This is a genomic window from Methanothrix sp., from assembly GCF_016706325.1.
Taxonomy (GTDB): domain Archaea; phylum Halobacteriota; class Methanosarcinia; order Methanotrichales; family Methanotrichaceae; genus Methanothrix.
Window position 1 is genome coordinate 582,442 of record NZ_JADJJX010000001.1, and the last position, 15,727, is coordinate 598,168.

Consider the following 15,727-nt stretch of genomic DNA (forward strand, 5'->3'; position numbering starts at 1 on the left):
CCACAACCATCACGACCATCTTTTCCTCCTACCTGGTTTTCAATCGACTTTGCCCAACCCTCCGCCCTCCCCGTCAGCTATGTCACATCACTATCTCATAGCTATCCTTATGCGGATTTATGAGGAGCTTCTCGGCAATCTCACGCGCAGTGATCTCTGCCTCGGGCTTCAGCAGCCGGAAATACAGCTTCCAGACAGTCGCCTTCTTCACATCCACCACATTCTGGTAGCCCAGCCTCCTCCTCAGCCTCTCCCGGATGGCAATTGCTTCGCCATCCTCGATATGCAGGGCAACCTTGACCGGCACATAGCCCTCCTCGAACTCCAGCCTGTCGATCAGGACCTTATGGCTCTCCTTGTTCTCATTGACCAGCTCGCGGGCAAAGGCCCGGGCCAGCTCCTCAGGATCCCCGGAATCGACCTGGATGGAGAAGATCCTCTCCTTTTTCACATCCCCTAAAACATTTCCGTAACCCAGTCTCCGGACAAGGGTATTTTTTACTGTAGCTGCTTCTGCATCCGGTATCTTCAGCCAGACGCGCAGATTGATCAACATGACTCCACCTCGATGTAACGCTTCATCGACTCGAAGATCCGCCTTCCCGGACCCGGCTCGTTGGGCCGATGCTTTCTCGGATCGAAGGAGGGAAGCTGCCAGGCGAAGAACGCCCTCTCCGGATGAGGCATCATCCCCAGGACATTTCCCTGTGGATTGCAGATGGCGGCGATGCTCTCTGTGCTGCCGTTCACATTCACCGGGAACTCATCTATCACCCGGCCATTCCGATCGCAGTAGCGGAAGACCACCTGCTCTTGATCGTTGAGCTTTTTGATCAGCCCGGGCGAGGCGGTGACCAGGTTCCCCCCCCCATGGGCGATCGGGATCTTCAAGAGAGCGCCCATCTCAATCAGATACGAGCCGCTGCACCTTCTGGAGGAGGCATCATGGCGCAGGTACACCCAATCGCAGTAGTAGCCCCGGCGGACGATCTGCCCTTTGGAGACCATCACATTCTGGGCCAGGGCCATCTCCACCCTCTCCCCTCCGGGAACCAGGCCGGGTAAGAGTCCTGCCTCCACCAGGATCTGAAAACCATTGCAGATTCCCAAGATCGGCTTGCCCGATGCTGCCTCCTCTTTCAGGGTATTTAGCACCGGCTCCTTGGAGGCAATCGCCCCCGCCCGCAACCGATCCTGATAGGCGAAACCCCCGGGGATGATGAACCCGTCAAAGCAGGAGAGCTCCCCCTCCGGCCGGTTCCAGCGGAAGATCTCACCCTCCATTCCCACCTCCTTGACCGCCACCAGGGTTTCAAACTCGCAGTTCGTCCCAGGGAACTGCATCACTGCGATCTTCATCTCATCGCCTCCACCAGGCCTTCAGTCCATGCATTCCTCGCCTCGTCCAGGTCCAGGTCGGCCACCGTCTCCCCCGATCTGCTGATCCTGATCCTTCTCTTCGCTGTCACCCTGCCGATCTTTGCCGGCAGGAGGTCATGGCTCCTCAATAGCTCCTCCAGCCTCCTCTCCTTTCCTGCCTTCGCCTCCAGGAGGAAGCCCGATGATTCAGAGAACAGCAGTTTGTCCGTTCTCAGATCCAGATCGCCGCAGATCACACCATCCAGGTCCAGCTCCATGCCAAACCTCGCCGGCCGGGTTATGGCCATCTCCATTGCCGTCGCCGCCAGCCCGCCATTGGAGATGTCATGTGCCGCCGAGAGCAAACCCTCATCTATGGCATCGATGACGGCATAGATCATGCTCCTCTCCAGATCGAATCGAACCCGAGGCACATTGGCCCCCATGACACCGAAGATGGTCTGATAGTACTCTGAGCCGCCCAGTTCATCAAACCGGGGGCCGATGAGATAGAGATCCTCATCAGCCGCCTTCAGATCCATGGTGATCGCCCTCTCAAAGTCCTTTATGATCCCCACACAGGCGATCACAGGCGATGGATCCACAGAGCCCTGGGGGGACTCATTGTAAAAGCTCACATTTCCTGAGACTATGGGCACTGGTATTCTAGCCTCTTTATAGTCCTTCAGCCATAGATTCTTGCAGGACTCAGCCAGCCCCTTCACCCCCTCCCGAAACTCCCAGAAGGCCTCGGGCTTCTCTGGATTGCCGTAGTTCAGGCAGTCGGTGATGGTGACGGGGGTGGCCCCTATGGCAGCTACATTTCTCATGGCCTCGGCCACTGCTGTCGCTCCCCCCCAGCGGGGGCTTATCCGGCCGTAGAAGGGATTGGAGTCCACAGCCAGTGCCACCCCGAATCTCTCCCCCCGCACTGGTGCGATGAGCCCTGCATCCGCCTCGCCCGGCCTGATCACTGCATTGCCCATGACCTCGGTATCATAGTAGCGGTAGATGTGCTCCCGGGAGGCGATATTCGGCGACCTTAAAATCCTGAGCAGCACCTCATTGTAGTCCTCAGGCTCGCTGATCTCGGGCTCAGCCTCGCTGTAGATCCTCTCCTTCTCAGTCCTCTCATAGCGGATGCCTCCGGTGAGGTGCTGTATGGGCACATCGCATACCACCTCCCCCTTATGCCGGACGATATATCTGTCGCCGCTATTGATCTTGCCCACAACGCTCGCCCTTGCCCCCTCGTAGACGTTGGGCAGATCCCAGTCCTCATTGTAGATCTTCAGGATCTTCTCCCTAAGCTCCTCCGGGGCGATGATCAGGAAACGCTCCTGGGTCTCGGCTATGCTCAGCACCTCGGGGGGGAAATCTGCTGCCTTGTGCATCAGATCCAGGTCGATCTCCATGCCAAAGCCTCCCGCAGCCCCCATCTCCGATGTGGCACAGGTGAAGCCCCCGCCCCCAGGTCCTTGAATCCGATCTCGACTCCTGACTCCCACACCAAGCTGAACAGATCGCTGTTCGCCTTGAAGAGGACGTTCTTCAGGAAAGGATCCGGGATCTGCACTGCCCCCCGGTTGGTCTCTTCATCCTCCTCCCGCAGGGCCTCAGAGGCGAATGTGACACCGCCCAGCCCAGAGGAGTCAGTTGGTTTGCCCACCAGGATCACATCATAGCCCCTCTCACCTGAGAGCGGTGGGGCACGGGAGCGGATGATCTGGTCGCGGCGGACTATTCCCAGGGATACCACATTCACCAGACAGTTGTCATCGAAGCTCTCATTGAAGACTACATCGCCGGCTATATTGGGCACTCCCAGGGCATTGCCGTACTGCCAGATCCCGTCCACCACTCCCTCTGCCACCCACCGGACCTTGCTGGCCTTGGGGCCGAATGGATCGCCGAAGCGGAGCGGATCAGCAGTGGCCACCACCCTCGCTCCCATGCAGTTCACATCGCGGACTATTCCTCCGATGCCAGTCGCAGCACCCTCATTTGGCAGGATCTGGCTGGGGTGGTTGTGGCTCTCATGGGATATGACCACGCACCATCTCTCATCGATGGCCACTATTCCCGAGTCCTCGATCGGGCCCATTACCACATTTGGGGCATCGGTGGGCAGGAACTCCTTCAAAGTGGCGCGAGAGCTCTTGTAGGAGCAGTGCTCTGACCACATGGCATCATAGCAGAACAGCTCGGTGAGGGTGGGGTCACGGCCCAGAACCTCGGCGATGGAACGCGCCTCTGAGACTGACATGCCTATGCCCGCCCCGCGGAGACTTGATTCTACTTCAGGATCGGCAAGACCGATTATCTTCAATTGGGTACACCTCTGGTAGCTAAGCTAATGCAGACGAGGAACGTTATGAATTTATCGATTCGGGCTGACTGTATCTGTCCGGACGGTTTCCTAAAGGGCTGCAGCCCGGCTTCATAGATGAAGCGGCGCGGAAAATGCTATATCCCATCTCAAGAGGAGTGCTGCCGATGAGAGAAAGAAGCGTATGGGAGGAGTTCTTCGATGCTCATGCACCGATCTATGAGGAGAATGTATTCACAAAAAACACCATCCCGGAGGTTGATTTTCTCACAGAGGAGCTGGCTGTGGAGAAGGGCGGCTCAATCCTTGATGTTGGATGCGGGACAGGCCGTCACTCCATTGAGCTGGCCAGGCGGGGATATGCTGTAACCGGGCTTGATCTCTCCTCAGAGATGCTCGCCCGGGCGGCGGATGCTGCCAGGAGCGCGGGGGTGAATGTCCAGTGGATCCGCTCTGACGCTGCCCGGTTCCACCTGCCGGATAAGTACGATGCTGCCATCTGCCTTTGCGAGGGAGGCTTTGGGCTTCTCGGCCAGGGGGATGATCCCATCGGCCAGCCCCTCTCCATACTCTGCAATATATCCCGCAGCCTGAAAATGCAGGCGAAGGCCACATTCACCGTTCTCAATGCCCTGGCATCGATTCGCAGGAGCACCAACGAGGAGGTCGAGGAGGGACGGTTCGATCCCCTGAATCTGGTTGAGTCTTCGGAATGCTCGCCCCGAGATGGGCTGCCTGCAGTTGCAGTCAAAGAGAGGGCATTCGTCCCCACAGAGCTGGTTTTGCTCTTTCGCCTGGCAGGAATGTCTGTGACCAACATCTGGGGCGGGACTGCAGGGGACTGGGGGAGAAGGCCCCTCGACCTGGATGAGATGGAGATCATGATTGTGGCACGCAAATCAGGCCAGCCCCTGAATGAAGCCCTCTTCCTGATTAATGAATAAACAGCAGAAGCCTCCGGGAACATGCTCTTTGCAGGTGAACGGGCCGGCGGAGGCCATTCTCTCAGGAAGGATTTTGAGGCTGAATGAAGGAAGAGAGTGCCCTGAAGAGGGTACCCTGCAGCCAGCCACATCTGAATCCAGCATCATCTTTATAAAGATAAGATGTATTCAGCTGCCCGGGTGATCGATTGAATAAGATTATCTCAATTGTTCTGGCTTTATGTTTTGTATCTTTGCTTGGGATTGCAGTATCCCAGAGTGATGGAGGTCGTTTGGGTGCAGATATGGCAGTCCTCAAGCAGGATAGCGGCACAAATCTCACCCTCATGAATATGAAGATATATAGCACTGCTATGAACATGGATGCATTCTCTGTGGGCGAGGCGGTCAAGTTCAACGCCCCAAATCCAGGCTGGAGGCTGAAGCAGGTGAGAATTGCCGGCTGGAACGGCTTTGATGGAAATACCTCATCGATTCCCAAATCAGATAACTTCCTGATTGAGGTTAGGGATTCTGATTTAAATCTTCTGTACAGGATGGTTGATACCCAGAATGCCTTCTTCACCTTTCCGGCAATAATTCTCCGGGGCATAGACCTGCCCCCCGTTCCCGTGACCGATGAGTTCTATGTGATCTTCTATGATCGGGGATCGATGTTCATCGGAATGGAGCTGGAAAATGCCACGGGCAACTCCTATTTCTATGATAGCCTGCATTCTGAGCTGCTTCCAGCCGAGTTCACCGATGAGAAGAACTCCACGACCAAAGTCAACTGGATAATCAGAGCGGTGGGCAATTAAAGGCAAAAGAATTCAGGTGATCATTTGAACAAGATCAGTCCTTCAATAGCCGGGCTTTTATGCATGGCGTTATGCTTTGGAGCTTTGGCTGCAGATACGTCATCCGGATCGGATCTGACCTTTCTGAAGCAGGATAGCGGAAAGAATGCAACTGAGATGAACCTCAGCTTATTCTCAATGATGGATGCCTTTGGGCCCTACAGCCTGGACGTGGGGGAAGCCGTCAAGTTCAAAGCTCCCAAGCCCGGCTGGAGGCTGTATGGAGTGCAGGTATTGGGATGGAGCGAGTTTAGTGATACCACTGAGATCCTACCCCCGGACAGGAACTTCCTGCTCGAGATCAGGGATAAGGACCTGCATCTCCTCTATAGATTTGCAGATCTACAGAACGGCTACTTCCTCTCCAGTCAGGGCCCATTCTATGGGGTGATAGAGATTCCGCCACTTGAGGTGGATGAAGAGTTCTATGTCGTCTTCTATGATCGTGGAGGGATGGCCATAATGATGGAGAGTGATAGCCCGACAGGCAATTCATTCATCTTCATCAATGGAGAAATTCAACCGGCTCAATTCACCACGAAGGCCAATGAGACGGTTGGGGTCAACTGGATGATCGAGGCCGTGGGCAGGTAAACTGCACAATCAGATGACGCCGGAGGGCCGATTATATGGCATGGCCCTTTGATCATCCTCCGGCGAAAACAAATTATAGCAGCATGTATCAAGCCTCTGCTGATGTTTGAGTCTCGAGTCGTCTGCATATGTGGCCTTCCGGGGATTGGAAGCGTGGGCAAGGTGGCGGCTGAATACTTCAGCACTGCACTGGGATGCAGCAGCGTCAGATCCTTTTTTTCCTACAGCCTCCCGCCACAGGTGACGGTCTCCGCTGGACGGGCAGAGCTTATGCATGCAGAGCTGTTGCACTCCCGGGATAAAGAGAGGATATTCGTTCTCTCCGGCGATGCCCAGCCTCTGAATGTGCTGGGGATGCACGGGCTGGCGGGGGAGATCCTCCAGGCAATGGAATCGGAGGGGATCACAGATGTGATAACTCTGGCCGCCTTTGTGGGAGAGACGGCCGAGAGCATACTCGGCACAGCCACGGACCTCGAATCAGCAATGCTGCTCCAGGATGCCGGAGTTCCTCTCCTCAGGAGCGGGGCCATAGGGGGCATGAACGGCCTTCTGGCCGGCATGGCGCCCCTCTACAGGATGAGGGGCTTCTGCCTGCTGGGAACCAGCTCCGGGGCCGATCTGGTCGATATCCCAGCAACTATGAACCTTCTTTATGCCATGAGAGATCTATTCGATCTCGAACTGGACTTCTCCCTGATGGAGTCGGTCCTCATCGAGCCCGATGAGCCCGCCCCAGAAGAAGTGGATATGAACTACTGCTGAAGCCGGCTAAACCGCCCGTGCCACCAGCGAGCCCCTGGGGACGGCCAGTTTTGCTGCTACAGGCTCGCACTTGGCCCGCAGGATATAGATCAGCCTCCCTTTCAGCCTCTGGTCGAACTCCGTCATGGTCTCGAAGTTGCCCATGCCCTTGGAGAGTATCAGCCATTCACTATCATTAAGGAGCAGAGAGGCCTCTTCACTCAGGTGCTCCAGTGCCGTTCCCACCACATTGCCGGTTGGTATCACATCCACCTCAGAGAAGCTCTTCAATTCCTGGGCGGTGACATCATTGATGATGGGCTCGGACTTCGAGCCGACAACCACCCTCTTGCCCATCTCCTCCAGCCTCTCGATCACGAACAGATCGAATATCACCTCGCCGCAGTTGTCAGTCAGATAGAAGATCTTATCAAATGACTGCAGGCGCCTTTTCAGTTCATCCATATCCGCATGCAGGCTCTCGCGGAGGGTGCCGGCGAAGGCTCTGCCGAAGGTGGCGTTGTCAAAGTCGTGCCCTTTCACCCCAAACTCCATGGAGTTGGCAGCAGAGGCGATTCTGATCAGGGCCTCGATCTTGTCCGGGGATTGCTCGTAGAACTCCTCTGCCTGGGGGAGAAGGCCCCTTGCCACCCGGTTGCTCTCCTCCTTCAGCTCCCTATATGGATCAGCCTTCCCGCTCCTTCTCTTGATGATAAACTCCCTCTCTGTGCCCATCAGCGCCGGGACACCGCCCTTGTTGCGGGCCATGAAGTCCAGCAGCTCTTCCACTGCTGCTTTCTTATCCTCCTCCCGGGTGAAGAGCATGTCGCACTCGAACTTGCCCCCACATGAACGCAGGACCCGCCACTGAGGACGAATACCAGGCCCTTATCGCCCACGGCCTCTTTTATTATCTGGGTCATTCTGGGATAGGCATCAAAGGTGAGGTTGAATCCCCCATAGTCGTCCTGATGAGAGTCATGGCCGAAGATGACAAAAGCCATCTGAAAGTCGAAGTCCCCTGCCAGCTCCAGGCTGCTTTTCAGGGCGGAGAGGAAAGCCTGGTTGTCTGCATTAAAGGAGAGGCCGATATCGTAGTTGTGCCGCTGAGGATCGTAAGACTCTCCCGATCCGCTGTGCAGGTTGATGTGGAAGACATCGGCATCATCCCCGAAGAAGTCGCGGGTGCCATCGCCGAAATGGGGGTCCACATCCACAATGAGAAAGCGCTCAAAGCCCATCTCCCTCAGGCGCAGTATAGTGATTGCTACATCGTTGAAGTAGCAGAATCCCCAGCAGCTTCCCCTTGAGGCATGGTGGCCGGCGGTCCCGGTGAAGGCGAAGGCGGACTCAGCCTGGCCGGTGGCCACCATCTCCGCCGCCATCATCACACTTCCTGCAGACAGAATGGCCACATCCCGGTACTGATCCGTCTCCATGTTGGCCATATGAGCCTCTGTATGGGCCTGCCTGACCAGCTCTATTGGAGCGGGCTTGGGCCGGAGGACCTGAACATCAACCCCGTCCACCAGACCAGACTCCATCAGCCTCTCGAAGGATGGCTGAATCCTCTCCCTCAGAACGCTAAAACCATGCTTTCCGAAATCCTCATGATATGTTATTGCGACCTTCATTGACAACTCCCAGGCTCAATTTCATCTCAGCCTGCACTCCAAAGCTCATCAATCTGCACTCCGAATCTCAGTCTGCATCTCTAAAGCTCAGTTATGCGGGGATACCGTCCCAGCAGCATTCCCTCTACCACTATTGGCATAGCTCTCTTGGCATCCTTGACTGCGCTATCCAGCTCCCAGTCCGATGAGGAGCAGATGGTGATCAGAGGCTCACCCTTCTTCACCCTCTCCCCCATCTTCTTATGGATGATAACTCCAGCATTCTGGTCGGAGGGGGCGCCAGCCAGGCGAGCCAGTTCTACCAGCCGTTTGTTGAAGAAGGCCACCACATATCCGCCCGTTGGTGCCAAGATATCCTCGCAGTTCTCGCCGATAACGATATCCTCGCTCTTCACATTGGGGTCGCCGCCCTGGGCCTCGATGATCTCCATCAGCTTGGCATGAGCCTTTCCACTGGTCAGGATCTCCTCTGCAGCAGCATGGCCCTCTCCCCGTCCGGCCACTCCCCCCATCTCCAGCAGTATGCCAGCCAATGAGAGGCTCTTCTCCTTCAGGCTGTTTGGCCCTCCCTTGTTCTCCAGAACGGCAAGCGCCTCCCGCACCTCCAGCGCCGGCCCTATGGTTCTTCCCACGGGAGAGCCTCCAAAGGTCATGGCACATTCCACCCGGATTGCGAGCTTATCACCCAGATCGATGAGGTCCTTGGCCATGGTTCTAGCCTCATCTGGCGTGGCCAGCTTGGTGCCCGGTCCGACCGGCATGTCCACCACCACAGCATCCGCTCCGACGGCCCCCTTCTTGGCCATGATGGAGGCGAGCATCTGGCAGTAGGGATCTATGGACAATGCATACTCCGCTTTGATCAGCTTATCATCTGCGGGAGCGATATTGGTGGCTCCGCCCCAGACGATCACTCCTCCCACCTTCTCTGTGATCTCCTTGATCTCGGCAGCATTGAATTCCACCGGGGCCAGCACCTCCATCAGGTCGGCTGTGCCACCTGCCCCGGTTATGGCCCGGGAGCTGGTCTTGGGGATGAGAAGGCCTGAAGCGGCGACAATGGGCACAATGAGAAGGGAGACTTTGTTTCCGGGAACGCCGCCGATGCTGTGTTTATCCATTACCGGATGGGTGTCGAAGTGAATCCGCTCACCAGTCTCGATCATCGCTTTGGTCAGCCAGACCACCTCCTCCGGGGATATGTTATGGATGTAGGAGGCAGTAACATAAGCGGCAAGCTCGATATCGCTGAGATTGTTGTCCACTATGTCCTGCACCACAGTCCTTATCTGATCCTCATTCAGCCTCTGGTTGTCCATCAGGCTTTTTATGTGGCAGATAGATGCCGGTCTTGGGGCGGGCATGATATCCACATCCACAGGATTTTTAAGCTCTTTGAGGGCCTCGGTGAAGATGCCTATCTCCCCGGGGTTGACCATCTGGGTGGTGGTGTCGAGCAGGGCAGTGGTTACCGCCCCCTTGGCCCTCACCTTGACCCGGTCCCCAGGATTCAAGCCCCTCTCCCGGGCATCAGTGGTGTTGAGCATAACCTTGTGCTGGCCTATCTCTATATCAAAGGGTCGAACTTGCAGCATTTCTATAACCTCTCTTGAGTAGCTTTTTCCATCAGCGAGAGCGATCTCATCCATTCTCCCCGCGCCTCGCGCGTAGTCCCCACCACCAGGCGAAGACCACTGGCAGTCTCCTCCAGGACGCCCTTCGCTTCTATCCTCTCGCCGGGAAGGGCCTGGCCGGCATAGGTGTGAGTGAAGCAGAGGATCTCCTTCACCTCAGGATGATCCAGCCGGAAGATGGCCGGGCTGTCGAATGCGAACTCACAGTCTGTGACAGTGGCCTCAATCAGCCCCTGGCCGGCAGGAGTGCCCCTCTCCAGGGGCTGGATCTGGTCCCAGTCGCGGGTGAAGAGCAGATCGAAGTAGGTGCCGTCGATCATGCCCCGGTTCCCTTTTCTCTTCTCATGGAGGATGAACTCATCCAGGCTGATCTCGGGATTCCTCTTGCTGTATATTTTCTTCCAGGTCTCTTCATCCAGCTCCTGTACAGCGCCCTCCCTCTTTGCCCGCTCCACTATATCCCTGGCCCTCCACCACATGGGGCCATAGACCACGAAATCGATATCCGAGTCCGGGGCCTGCAGGCCTATGAGCCTGGAGCCGGTGATTCCCATCTTATCCCAGGGCACCCCAGCCCGGCTGAGTATGAGAGCGAGCTTTTTCGTCTTGGGATCTCCCCCGACTATGGCCCTCAGGCCCGGCGAGGGATCATAGAGCCGGAGGAGATCTGATGGGGGGACCACATGAAGATCGCTGATATAATCCGGCCTCTTCTGGCGCAAGAAATCAAATGCCTGGTCGAAGTCCATCTTCCGGTATCGTATGCCATCAGCGATCCGCTCCCCGGCCGGATCGGGGATATAGCGAAGCAGAGAGCGAAGGCCGTGGGGATGGTGGTAATCAGATACGGCAAAGATCCAGCCATCAATGGTTTGGAAGAAGTCCCTGATCCGGGCTCTCACTCTATCGCCTTCATCGCCGTTATGGCCTTCATCGCCCGATCCAGGCCCGCGCCCGGGCGGATTATCTCTCCTCTCTCCAGGTCCAGGAGGGTGGAGGGCTGGCTGTACTGGCATCTGCCACCGTCTACCACCAGGTCCACCCGTTCCTTTATCTCTTCGGCCACCTCCTTTGCGCTCACCGGCGCCGGCTGGCCGCTGCGATTGGCGCTGGTGGAGGTGATGGGTCCAGCAATATCGATTATACTGAGGGCTGACTTGTGGTCCGGGTATCTTATGCTCACCAGGGGAGAGCCGGCAGTGAGTATATCCGGAACTATGCTCCTCTTCCGGACGAGGACGGAGACCGGCCCGGGGAGGAGCTCTTCCAGGATCTTCATCTCCTCATCGCGAATATGGGCCACATCTCTGAGCATCTCCAGGCTGCAGACCGCCAGAGAGATGGGCCTGGATAGGGGCCTTTTCTTGATCAGAAAGATCCTCAGCACCGCCTGCTCATCCAGAGCATTGGCACCAAGGCCGTAGACGGTCTCAGTGGGGTACACTACTGCCCCCCCTCCAATGATAAATCGAGCAGCGCTGGCGATCATCTCTTATTTCCGTTTGATGTCTGCCACATCCCCCAGTGTCAGCCCTCTGCCTGAGCCGCCGGATTTGACCTGAGCCTCATTGGCCTGATCGGTCAGCCTGATCTTCAGCTCCTTCTCCAGCTTCTTTCTGACCTCGTCCTCAGGTGAGATATCCCCCCTCTCGATCTTCCTCAGAAGGGTGACCTTCTCCTTTATCCTCATACCCAGCTCCTCTGGCGTCAGTCCCAGGCTCTCTCTCGCCTCTCTGATCTTGCGCCCGAACTCCGGGACCAACTCCACCAAATCCTTGAATTGGTCGCGCGGTTTGGGCCTCTGTACAGTGAAGGCCCTCTCCACAGGAACCATCTTCCGTGGAACTGGCGTCCATTTGTCCTCCGGCTTTCCGAAGCGCGCACAGCTCTTGCATACTTCCATAGTTGAGCGATCAATAACGATCTTTTGGGGCGAACCTGAGATCTCGGCGCCGCAAATCTCGCATTGCTTCTCGGTCATTTCGGAAACCTTTATACGGGTCAAAGTTTAATAACCTTTGTAATTATGGATAGTGGAGAAGGCATGAATGAGGCACAGGCCGGCGCGGATTTCTCGCGCTACATCCTGGACCGGATGCGCCAGCTTGAAGAGCGAAACCTGGCGCTGCGTGAGCAGAAGGACCGCGTAGAAGGCGAGAAGAGGCTCATTGAGAACCAGAAGCTCAAGTTCGAGCGTGAGGCCCGGAAGCTCAGGAGTGAGCTGGAGCGCTTGCGCGTCGGTCCGATGATCGTAGGAACAATAGCAGACGTTCTGGATGAGAACCGGGTGATAGTCAAGAGCAGCACCGGCCCCAGATTCGTCGTCAGCCTATCTCAATTTATCGAGGAGGAGCTGAAGGTCGGGGCCCAGGTGGGCTTGAACCAGCAGTCATTTGCAGTGATGTGCGTTCTTCCCTCCCCCCGCGATCCGGCTGTCTTCGGCATGGAGATCGAGGAGGCTCCGGATGTGCAGTTCTCTCAGATCGGAGGGCTGGACACTCAGATCTCTGAGATCAGGGAGATCGTCGAGCTCCCCTTGAAGAGGCCGGATCTGTTCGCCTCGGTGGGGATCGATCCTCCCAAAGGGGTTCTTCTGCACGGGCCGCCAGGCACGGGCAAGACCATCCTGGCGAAGGCTGTCGCCCAGAGCACAGAGGCCACATTCATGCGGGTGGTGGGCTCGGAGTTCGTGCAAAAGTATATCGGTGAGGGGGCGCGCCTGGTTCGCGAGCTATTCGAGCTGGCCAAGAGCAAATCCCCGGCGATAATATTCATCGATGAGCTGGATGCCATCGGCGCCCGGCGTATGGATGGCGCCACCAGCGGTGATCGCGAGGTGCAGAGGACACTGATGCAGATCCTGGCGGAGATGGATGGCTTTGACCCCCGGGGTGAGGTCAAGCTCATCGCTGCCACCAACCGTCCTGATATGCTCGATCCGGCTCTGCTCCGGCCGGGGCGCTTCGATAGGGTGATTGAGATCCCCCTGCCCAACAGGGAGGCAAGGGAGGCGATCCTCAAGATCCATACCCGGGGCATGAGCCTGGACAGGGATGTGAACCTGCGGCTGATAGCCGATCTCTCTGAGGGATCAAGCGGCGCTGATCTGAAGGCCCTCTCCACTGAGGCGGGCATGTATGCCATCCGGGAGGAGAGGATCACCGTCTACCAGAGCGATTTTGAGAGGGCGGCAGCAAAGATCCTGCTCAAAGGGAGGGATCATATGGCTGAGCCTGAGGGGCTCATCCAGCAGTATATCTGAGGCATCAAGCGAGCTTGGATAATGTGATCAGATCAGGCGACCAGTTCATAGCCGGCCGCTCCGGTGGTGTGGTCGGGGCGATCATCCCCTGGCGCGACGGCTTTGCCGGCGTGGCTCCGGCCCATATTTTTCATCAGGCGAAGACGCGGGATCTGAGGCTGGGGGGCGTCTCCTGCCGGGTATCCTATATTCCGGATGATGCCGATCTGGCCTTTTTTCCCGTTCCCGCCCCCTGCCAGAGGACGGCTTTAGGCCGGCCCCATCCAGGCAGGGCGGAGCTGGTGAATGCCCGCCATTCCATAGACTGCCGGGTCTCCGATTCCTCCTGGTCGATAGTCTATGTGATTCTGCCCCCAGGGGATCTCCCCGGGCCCGGGGATAGCGGCAGTCCCCTGGTGCAGGAGGGGAGGGTCGTGGGGCTGCTGCTCTCCATAAACATGCACACCTGCCGGGGGACAGTGCTCTCAGCGGAGATGATCGAGAGGGAGATTCAGGCACGATAGTCCGTCAAGAGCGATCTATGAATTATGGTTCTTCGAAGGCATGAAGTCTCGTCATTCAGGAGATGAATTTATCCATGAAGATAATTGTAACTGGTGGAGCGGGGTTCATCGGCTCCAACTTGGCAGAGGAATTGCTGAAGAGGCATGAGGTTACAGTGATCGATGATCTCTCCACGGGCAGGATCGAGAACCTCGAATCGATCATGGGCAGGATAGATTTCATCAGGGGCAGCATCACCGATCTCGAGCTTCTCAAACGGGAGTTCTCCGGGGCGGACACGATCTTCCACCAGGCTGCCATCGCCTCAGTTCAAAGCTCTGTTGACAATCCAGTAGCATCCAATGAGGCCAATATCAGCGGCACCCTGAATGTGCTTGTAGCCGCCCGGGACTGCAAAGTGAGAAAGGTGGTCTATGCCTCATCCTCAGCCGCCTACGGGAATGACCCCGTTCTTCCCAAGAGGGAGGAGATGAGGCCCAATCCGCTATCCCCTTATGCAGTCTCGAAGCTGGCGGGGGAGTACTACTGCCAGGCCTTCTCAGAGGTCTACGGCCTGAAGACAGCATGCCTGCGATATTTCAATGTCTACGGCCCAAGGCAGGACCCCAATTCGCAGTACGCGGCAGTCATCCCCAGGTTCATCACCAGGATTTTGGCGGGGGAGGCCCCGGTGATCTATGGGGATGGAGGGCAGACGCGGGACTTCGCATTCGTACAGGATGTGGTCAAATCCAATATCCTGGCCATGGAAGGGCCGGCGGAGGGCGTATTCAATGTGGCCTGCGGCTGCAGAGTGAGCCTGAATGAGCTGGCAGCAAAGATCATGAGGATCACTAAAATGAGCATTGCCCCGGTCTATGAAGCGGCAAGGCCGGGGGATGTGAGAGACTCTCTGGCGGACATAAGCAGGGCGAGAAGGGAGCTGGGCTATGAGCCGGAATATGATCTGGAAATGGGGCTGGAAAAGACGGTGGAGTGGTTTGCCAAACACCGGTGATTGCTCGGCCGGACGGGCCTGGCTATGAGATCTGTGAGGTCATCCTGGCTGAGCCGGTGCCCCTCCTCTGCCTTTCCTATCGGAGAGGGAGGGCCGAGCAGTGCGGGAAGGGGGCAGGCGAGCTGGTCAGGCGAGGGCCGGGCCCTGGCCAAGATAGACCAGATGATTATAGAATAAAGAGCAGGCTGAAAGTCAGCCGGACGAGCGAAACCGGGATGCTATTTTTCATGCTCATTCTGCTGCCCTCTCCTGGAGGGGAGTGAGCAGGGCGATGTTTTCTATTGAATGCCCTGGCGGAGATCGCGCAGGGTGGGGCGTCCCGGTTGATTGATCAAGCAATAAAGGATTTTCAGATGTATTGGAAGGTTTTATGGATTGATATTAGAAAAAGATTTAAGAACTTCGAGATGAATGAGATGCTCAGAGGACTGGAGGCTTAAAGGCCGCCCAGGGGCGAGAATATAAGCCCGCTGAGATCAAGCCGCCGGAATCTGAATTGATGTGGCGCCAAAAAGGATGCCGATTGCCTGTGATAAGAGGATTCTGGATCGGACTGTAGCGCGAGCTGGAGAGAATCAGCTGAGGGGGGTTGAATGGAGAGGATGAGGCTCAGATCTTCGGGTTGAAGGTAATAAATATATTATTTTAATAATGCCCAGTCCGGAATTGAAAAATAATAAAAAATTTTTTATGGTTTCGGCATACGCATCCTGGATGGATGGCGCGCTCAATGTGCTGATGGCGGCTAAGGACTCCGGGCAGTGAGTTTCATCTTCCCATCCTTATCAGCGATCTTTGCAGATGAGCCGACTCTGCCCAAGGTCGCCCTTCCTGAAAGAAGCAAAAGCCTCTGCGTCTCCGTTAGTTGGCAATAGAAACTGCCCACT

The 15,727-nt window shown here is 56.6% G+C and carries 18 protein-coding genes; 8 read left to right on the plus strand and 10 right to left on the minus strand.

The window, feature by feature from the left end; translation table 11 throughout:
• Positions 1–82 precede the first annotated feature (82 nt).
• From IPI63_RS02990 to IPI63_RS03005, 4 genes are read right to left on the minus strand one after another with little or no spacing between them, the layout of a single operon-like run.
• Positions 83–556, minus strand: a complete 474-nt coding sequence (locus IPI63_RS02990; protein ID WP_292476542.1) for a phosphoribosylformylglycinamidine synthase subunit PurS — start codon at positions 554–556, stop codon at positions 83–85.
• The gene (purQ, locus tag IPI63_RS02995; RefSeq protein WP_292476543.1) at positions 550–1,359 is read right to left on the minus strand and encodes a phosphoribosylformylglycinamidine synthase I; all 810 of its coding nucleotides are present in this window, start codon (positions 1,357–1,359) and stop codon (positions 550–552) included. Before purQ ends, IPI63_RS02990 begins: the two co-directional genes overlap by 7 nt.
• Complete coding sequence (locus tag IPI63_RS03000) at positions 1,356–2,774, minus strand: AIR synthase-related protein (protein WP_292476545.1); 1,419 nt, start codon at positions 2,772–2,774, stop codon at positions 1,356–1,358. Before IPI63_RS03000 ends, purQ begins: the two co-directional genes overlap by 4 nt.
• A complete protein-coding gene (locus tag IPI63_RS03005) occupies positions 2,753–3,688 on the minus strand; it encodes an AIR synthase related protein (RefSeq protein WP_292476547.1) in 936 nt (311 codons plus the stop codon). The genes IPI63_RS03000 and IPI63_RS03005 overlap by 22 nt, the downstream gene beginning before the upstream one ends.
• Before the next feature lie 167 nt (positions 3,689–3,855).
• On the opposite strand from IPI63_RS03005, the gene IPI63_RS03010 reads away from it, so the two are divergent.
• From IPI63_RS03010 to IPI63_RS03025, 4 genes are all read left to right on the plus strand, one after another.
• On the plus strand, positions 3,856–4,632 hold the full coding sequence (locus tag IPI63_RS03010; protein WP_292476549.1) for a class I SAM-dependent methyltransferase: 777 nt from the start codon (positions 3,856–3,858) through the stop codon (positions 4,630–4,632).
• A 272-nt stretch (positions 4,633–4,904) separates the two neighbouring features.
• Positions 4,905–5,432 carry a hypothetical protein gene (locus IPI63_RS03015; RefSeq protein ID WP_292476550.1) on the plus strand — a complete coding sequence of 176 codons (528 nt, stop codon included), beginning with the start codon at positions 4,905–4,907 and terminating at the stop codon, positions 5,430–5,432.
• An 84-nt stretch (positions 5,433–5,516) separates the two neighbouring features.
• Positions 5,517–6,065, plus strand: coding sequence for a hypothetical protein (locus IPI63_RS03020; protein WP_292476551.1), 549 nt, complete (start codon positions 5,517–5,519; stop codon positions 6,063–6,065).
• 102 nt (positions 6,066–6,167) lie between these two features.
• Positions 6,168–6,830 carry a PAC2 family protein gene (locus tag IPI63_RS03025; protein WP_214065551.1) on the plus strand — a complete coding sequence of 221 codons (663 nt, stop codon included), beginning with the start codon at positions 6,168–6,170 and terminating at the stop codon, positions 6,828–6,830.
• A 6-nt stretch (positions 6,831–6,836) separates the two neighbouring features.
• Here IPI63_RS03025 and IPI63_RS03030 read toward each other — a convergent pair whose 3' ends face one another.
• The 6 genes from IPI63_RS03030 to IPI63_RS03055 form a co-directional block, all read right to left on the minus strand.
• A complete protein-coding gene (locus IPI63_RS03030) occupies positions 6,837–7,598 on the minus strand; it encodes a DUF89 domain-containing protein (RefSeq protein WP_292476553.1) in 762 nt (253 codons plus the stop codon).
• Positions 7,544–8,443, minus strand: a complete 900-nt coding sequence (locus IPI63_RS03035; RefSeq protein ID WP_292476555.1) for a histone deacetylase — start codon at positions 8,441–8,443, stop codon at positions 7,544–7,546. The genes IPI63_RS03030 and IPI63_RS03035 overlap by 55 nt, the downstream gene beginning before the upstream one ends.
• Before the next feature lie 80 nt (positions 8,444–8,523).
• Complete coding sequence (locus IPI63_RS03040; RefSeq protein ID WP_214065312.1) at positions 8,524–10,038, minus strand: AMP phosphorylase; 1,515 nt, start codon at positions 10,036–10,038, stop codon at positions 8,524–8,526.
• A gap of 2 nt (positions 10,039–10,040) precedes the next feature.
• Entirely contained in the window at positions 10,041–10,979 is a 939-nt protein-coding gene (locus tag IPI63_RS03045; protein ID WP_292476557.1) for a nucleotidyltransferase domain-containing protein, read from the minus strand.
• A complete protein-coding gene (locus IPI63_RS03050) occupies positions 10,976–11,566 on the minus strand; it encodes an L-threonylcarbamoyladenylate synthase (RefSeq protein WP_292476558.1) in 591 nt (196 codons plus the stop codon). The genes IPI63_RS03045 and IPI63_RS03050 overlap by 4 nt, the downstream gene beginning before the upstream one ends.
• Positions 11,567–11,569: 3 nt before the next feature.
• Positions 11,570–12,058 (minus strand): multiprotein bridging factor aMBF1, encoded by a 489-nt coding sequence (locus IPI63_RS03055; protein WP_214065315.1) that lies wholly within the window; start codon positions 12,056–12,058, stop codon positions 11,570–11,572.
• A 45-nt stretch (positions 12,059–12,103) separates the two neighbouring features.
• Here IPI63_RS03055 and IPI63_RS03060 point away from each other — a divergent pair, with 45 nt between their 5' ends.
• From IPI63_RS03060 to IPI63_RS03075, 4 genes are all read left to right on the plus strand, one after another.
• On the plus strand, positions 12,104–13,339 hold the full coding sequence (locus IPI63_RS03060; protein ID WP_292476560.1) for a proteasome-activating nucleotidase: 1,236 nt from the start codon (positions 12,104–12,106) through the stop codon (positions 13,337–13,339).
• A 23-nt stretch (positions 13,340–13,362) separates the two neighbouring features.
• Positions 13,363–13,842, plus strand: a complete 480-nt coding sequence (locus IPI63_RS03065; protein WP_292478187.1) for a hypothetical protein — start codon at positions 13,363–13,365, stop codon at positions 13,840–13,842.
• Positions 13,843–13,916: 74 nt separating this feature from the next.
• On the plus strand, positions 13,917–14,840 hold the full coding sequence (locus IPI63_RS03070; RefSeq protein WP_292476562.1) for an SDR family oxidoreductase: 924 nt from the start codon (positions 13,917–13,919) through the stop codon (positions 14,838–14,840).
• Positions 14,837–15,103, plus strand: a complete 267-nt coding sequence (locus tag IPI63_RS03075) for a hypothetical protein (protein WP_292476563.1) — start codon at positions 14,837–14,839, stop codon at positions 15,101–15,103. The genes IPI63_RS03070 and IPI63_RS03075 overlap by 4 nt, the downstream gene beginning before the upstream one ends.
• Positions 15,104–15,727: the final 624 nt, after the last annotated feature.

What these genes read in the sequence shown, in the direction of transcription:
- IPI63_RS03070 (WP_292476562.1), top strand. Translation starts at nt 13,917, where the DNA reads ATGAAGATAATTGTAACTGGTGGAGCGGGGTTCATCGGCTCCAACTTG.
- IPI63_RS03055 (WP_214065315.1), bottom strand. Translation starts at nt 12,058, where the DNA reads ATGACCGAGAAGCAATGCGAGATTTGCGGCGCCGAGATCTCAGGTTCG.
- IPI63_RS02990 (WP_292476542.1), bottom strand. Translation starts at nt 556, where the DNA reads ATGTTGATCAATCTGCGCGTCTGGCTGAAGATACCGGATGCAGAAGCA.
- IPI63_RS03035 (WP_292476555.1), bottom strand. Translation starts at nt 8,443, where the DNA reads ATGAAGGTCGCAATAACATATCATGAGGATTTCGGAAAGCATGGTTTT.
- IPI63_RS03000 (WP_292476545.1), bottom strand. Translation starts at nt 2,774, where the DNA reads ATGGAGATCGACCTGGATCTGATGCACAAGGCAGCAGATTTCCCCCCC.
- IPI63_RS03050 (WP_292476558.1), bottom strand. Translation starts at nt 11,566, where the DNA reads ATGATCGCCAGCGCTGCTCGATTTATCATTGGAGGGGGGGCAGTAGTG.
- purQ (WP_292476543.1), bottom strand. Translation starts at nt 1,359, where the DNA reads ATGAAGATCGCAGTGATGCAGTTCCCTGGGACGAACTGCGAGTTTGAA.
- IPI63_RS03010 (WP_292476549.1), top strand. Translation starts at nt 3,856, where the DNA reads ATGAGAGAAAGAAGCGTATGGGAGGAGTTCTTCGATGCTCATGCACCG.
- IPI63_RS03060 (WP_292476560.1), top strand. Translation starts at nt 12,104, where the DNA reads ATGGATAGTGGAGAAGGCATGAATGAGGCACAGGCCGGCGCGGATTTC.
- IPI63_RS03025 (WP_214065551.1), top strand. Translation starts at nt 6,168, where the DNA reads ATGTTTGAGTCTCGAGTCGTCTGCATATGTGGCCTTCCGGGGATTGGA.
- IPI63_RS03040 (WP_214065312.1), bottom strand. Translation starts at nt 10,038, where the DNA reads ATGCTGCAAGTTCGACCCTTTGATATAGAGATAGGCCAGCACAAGGTT.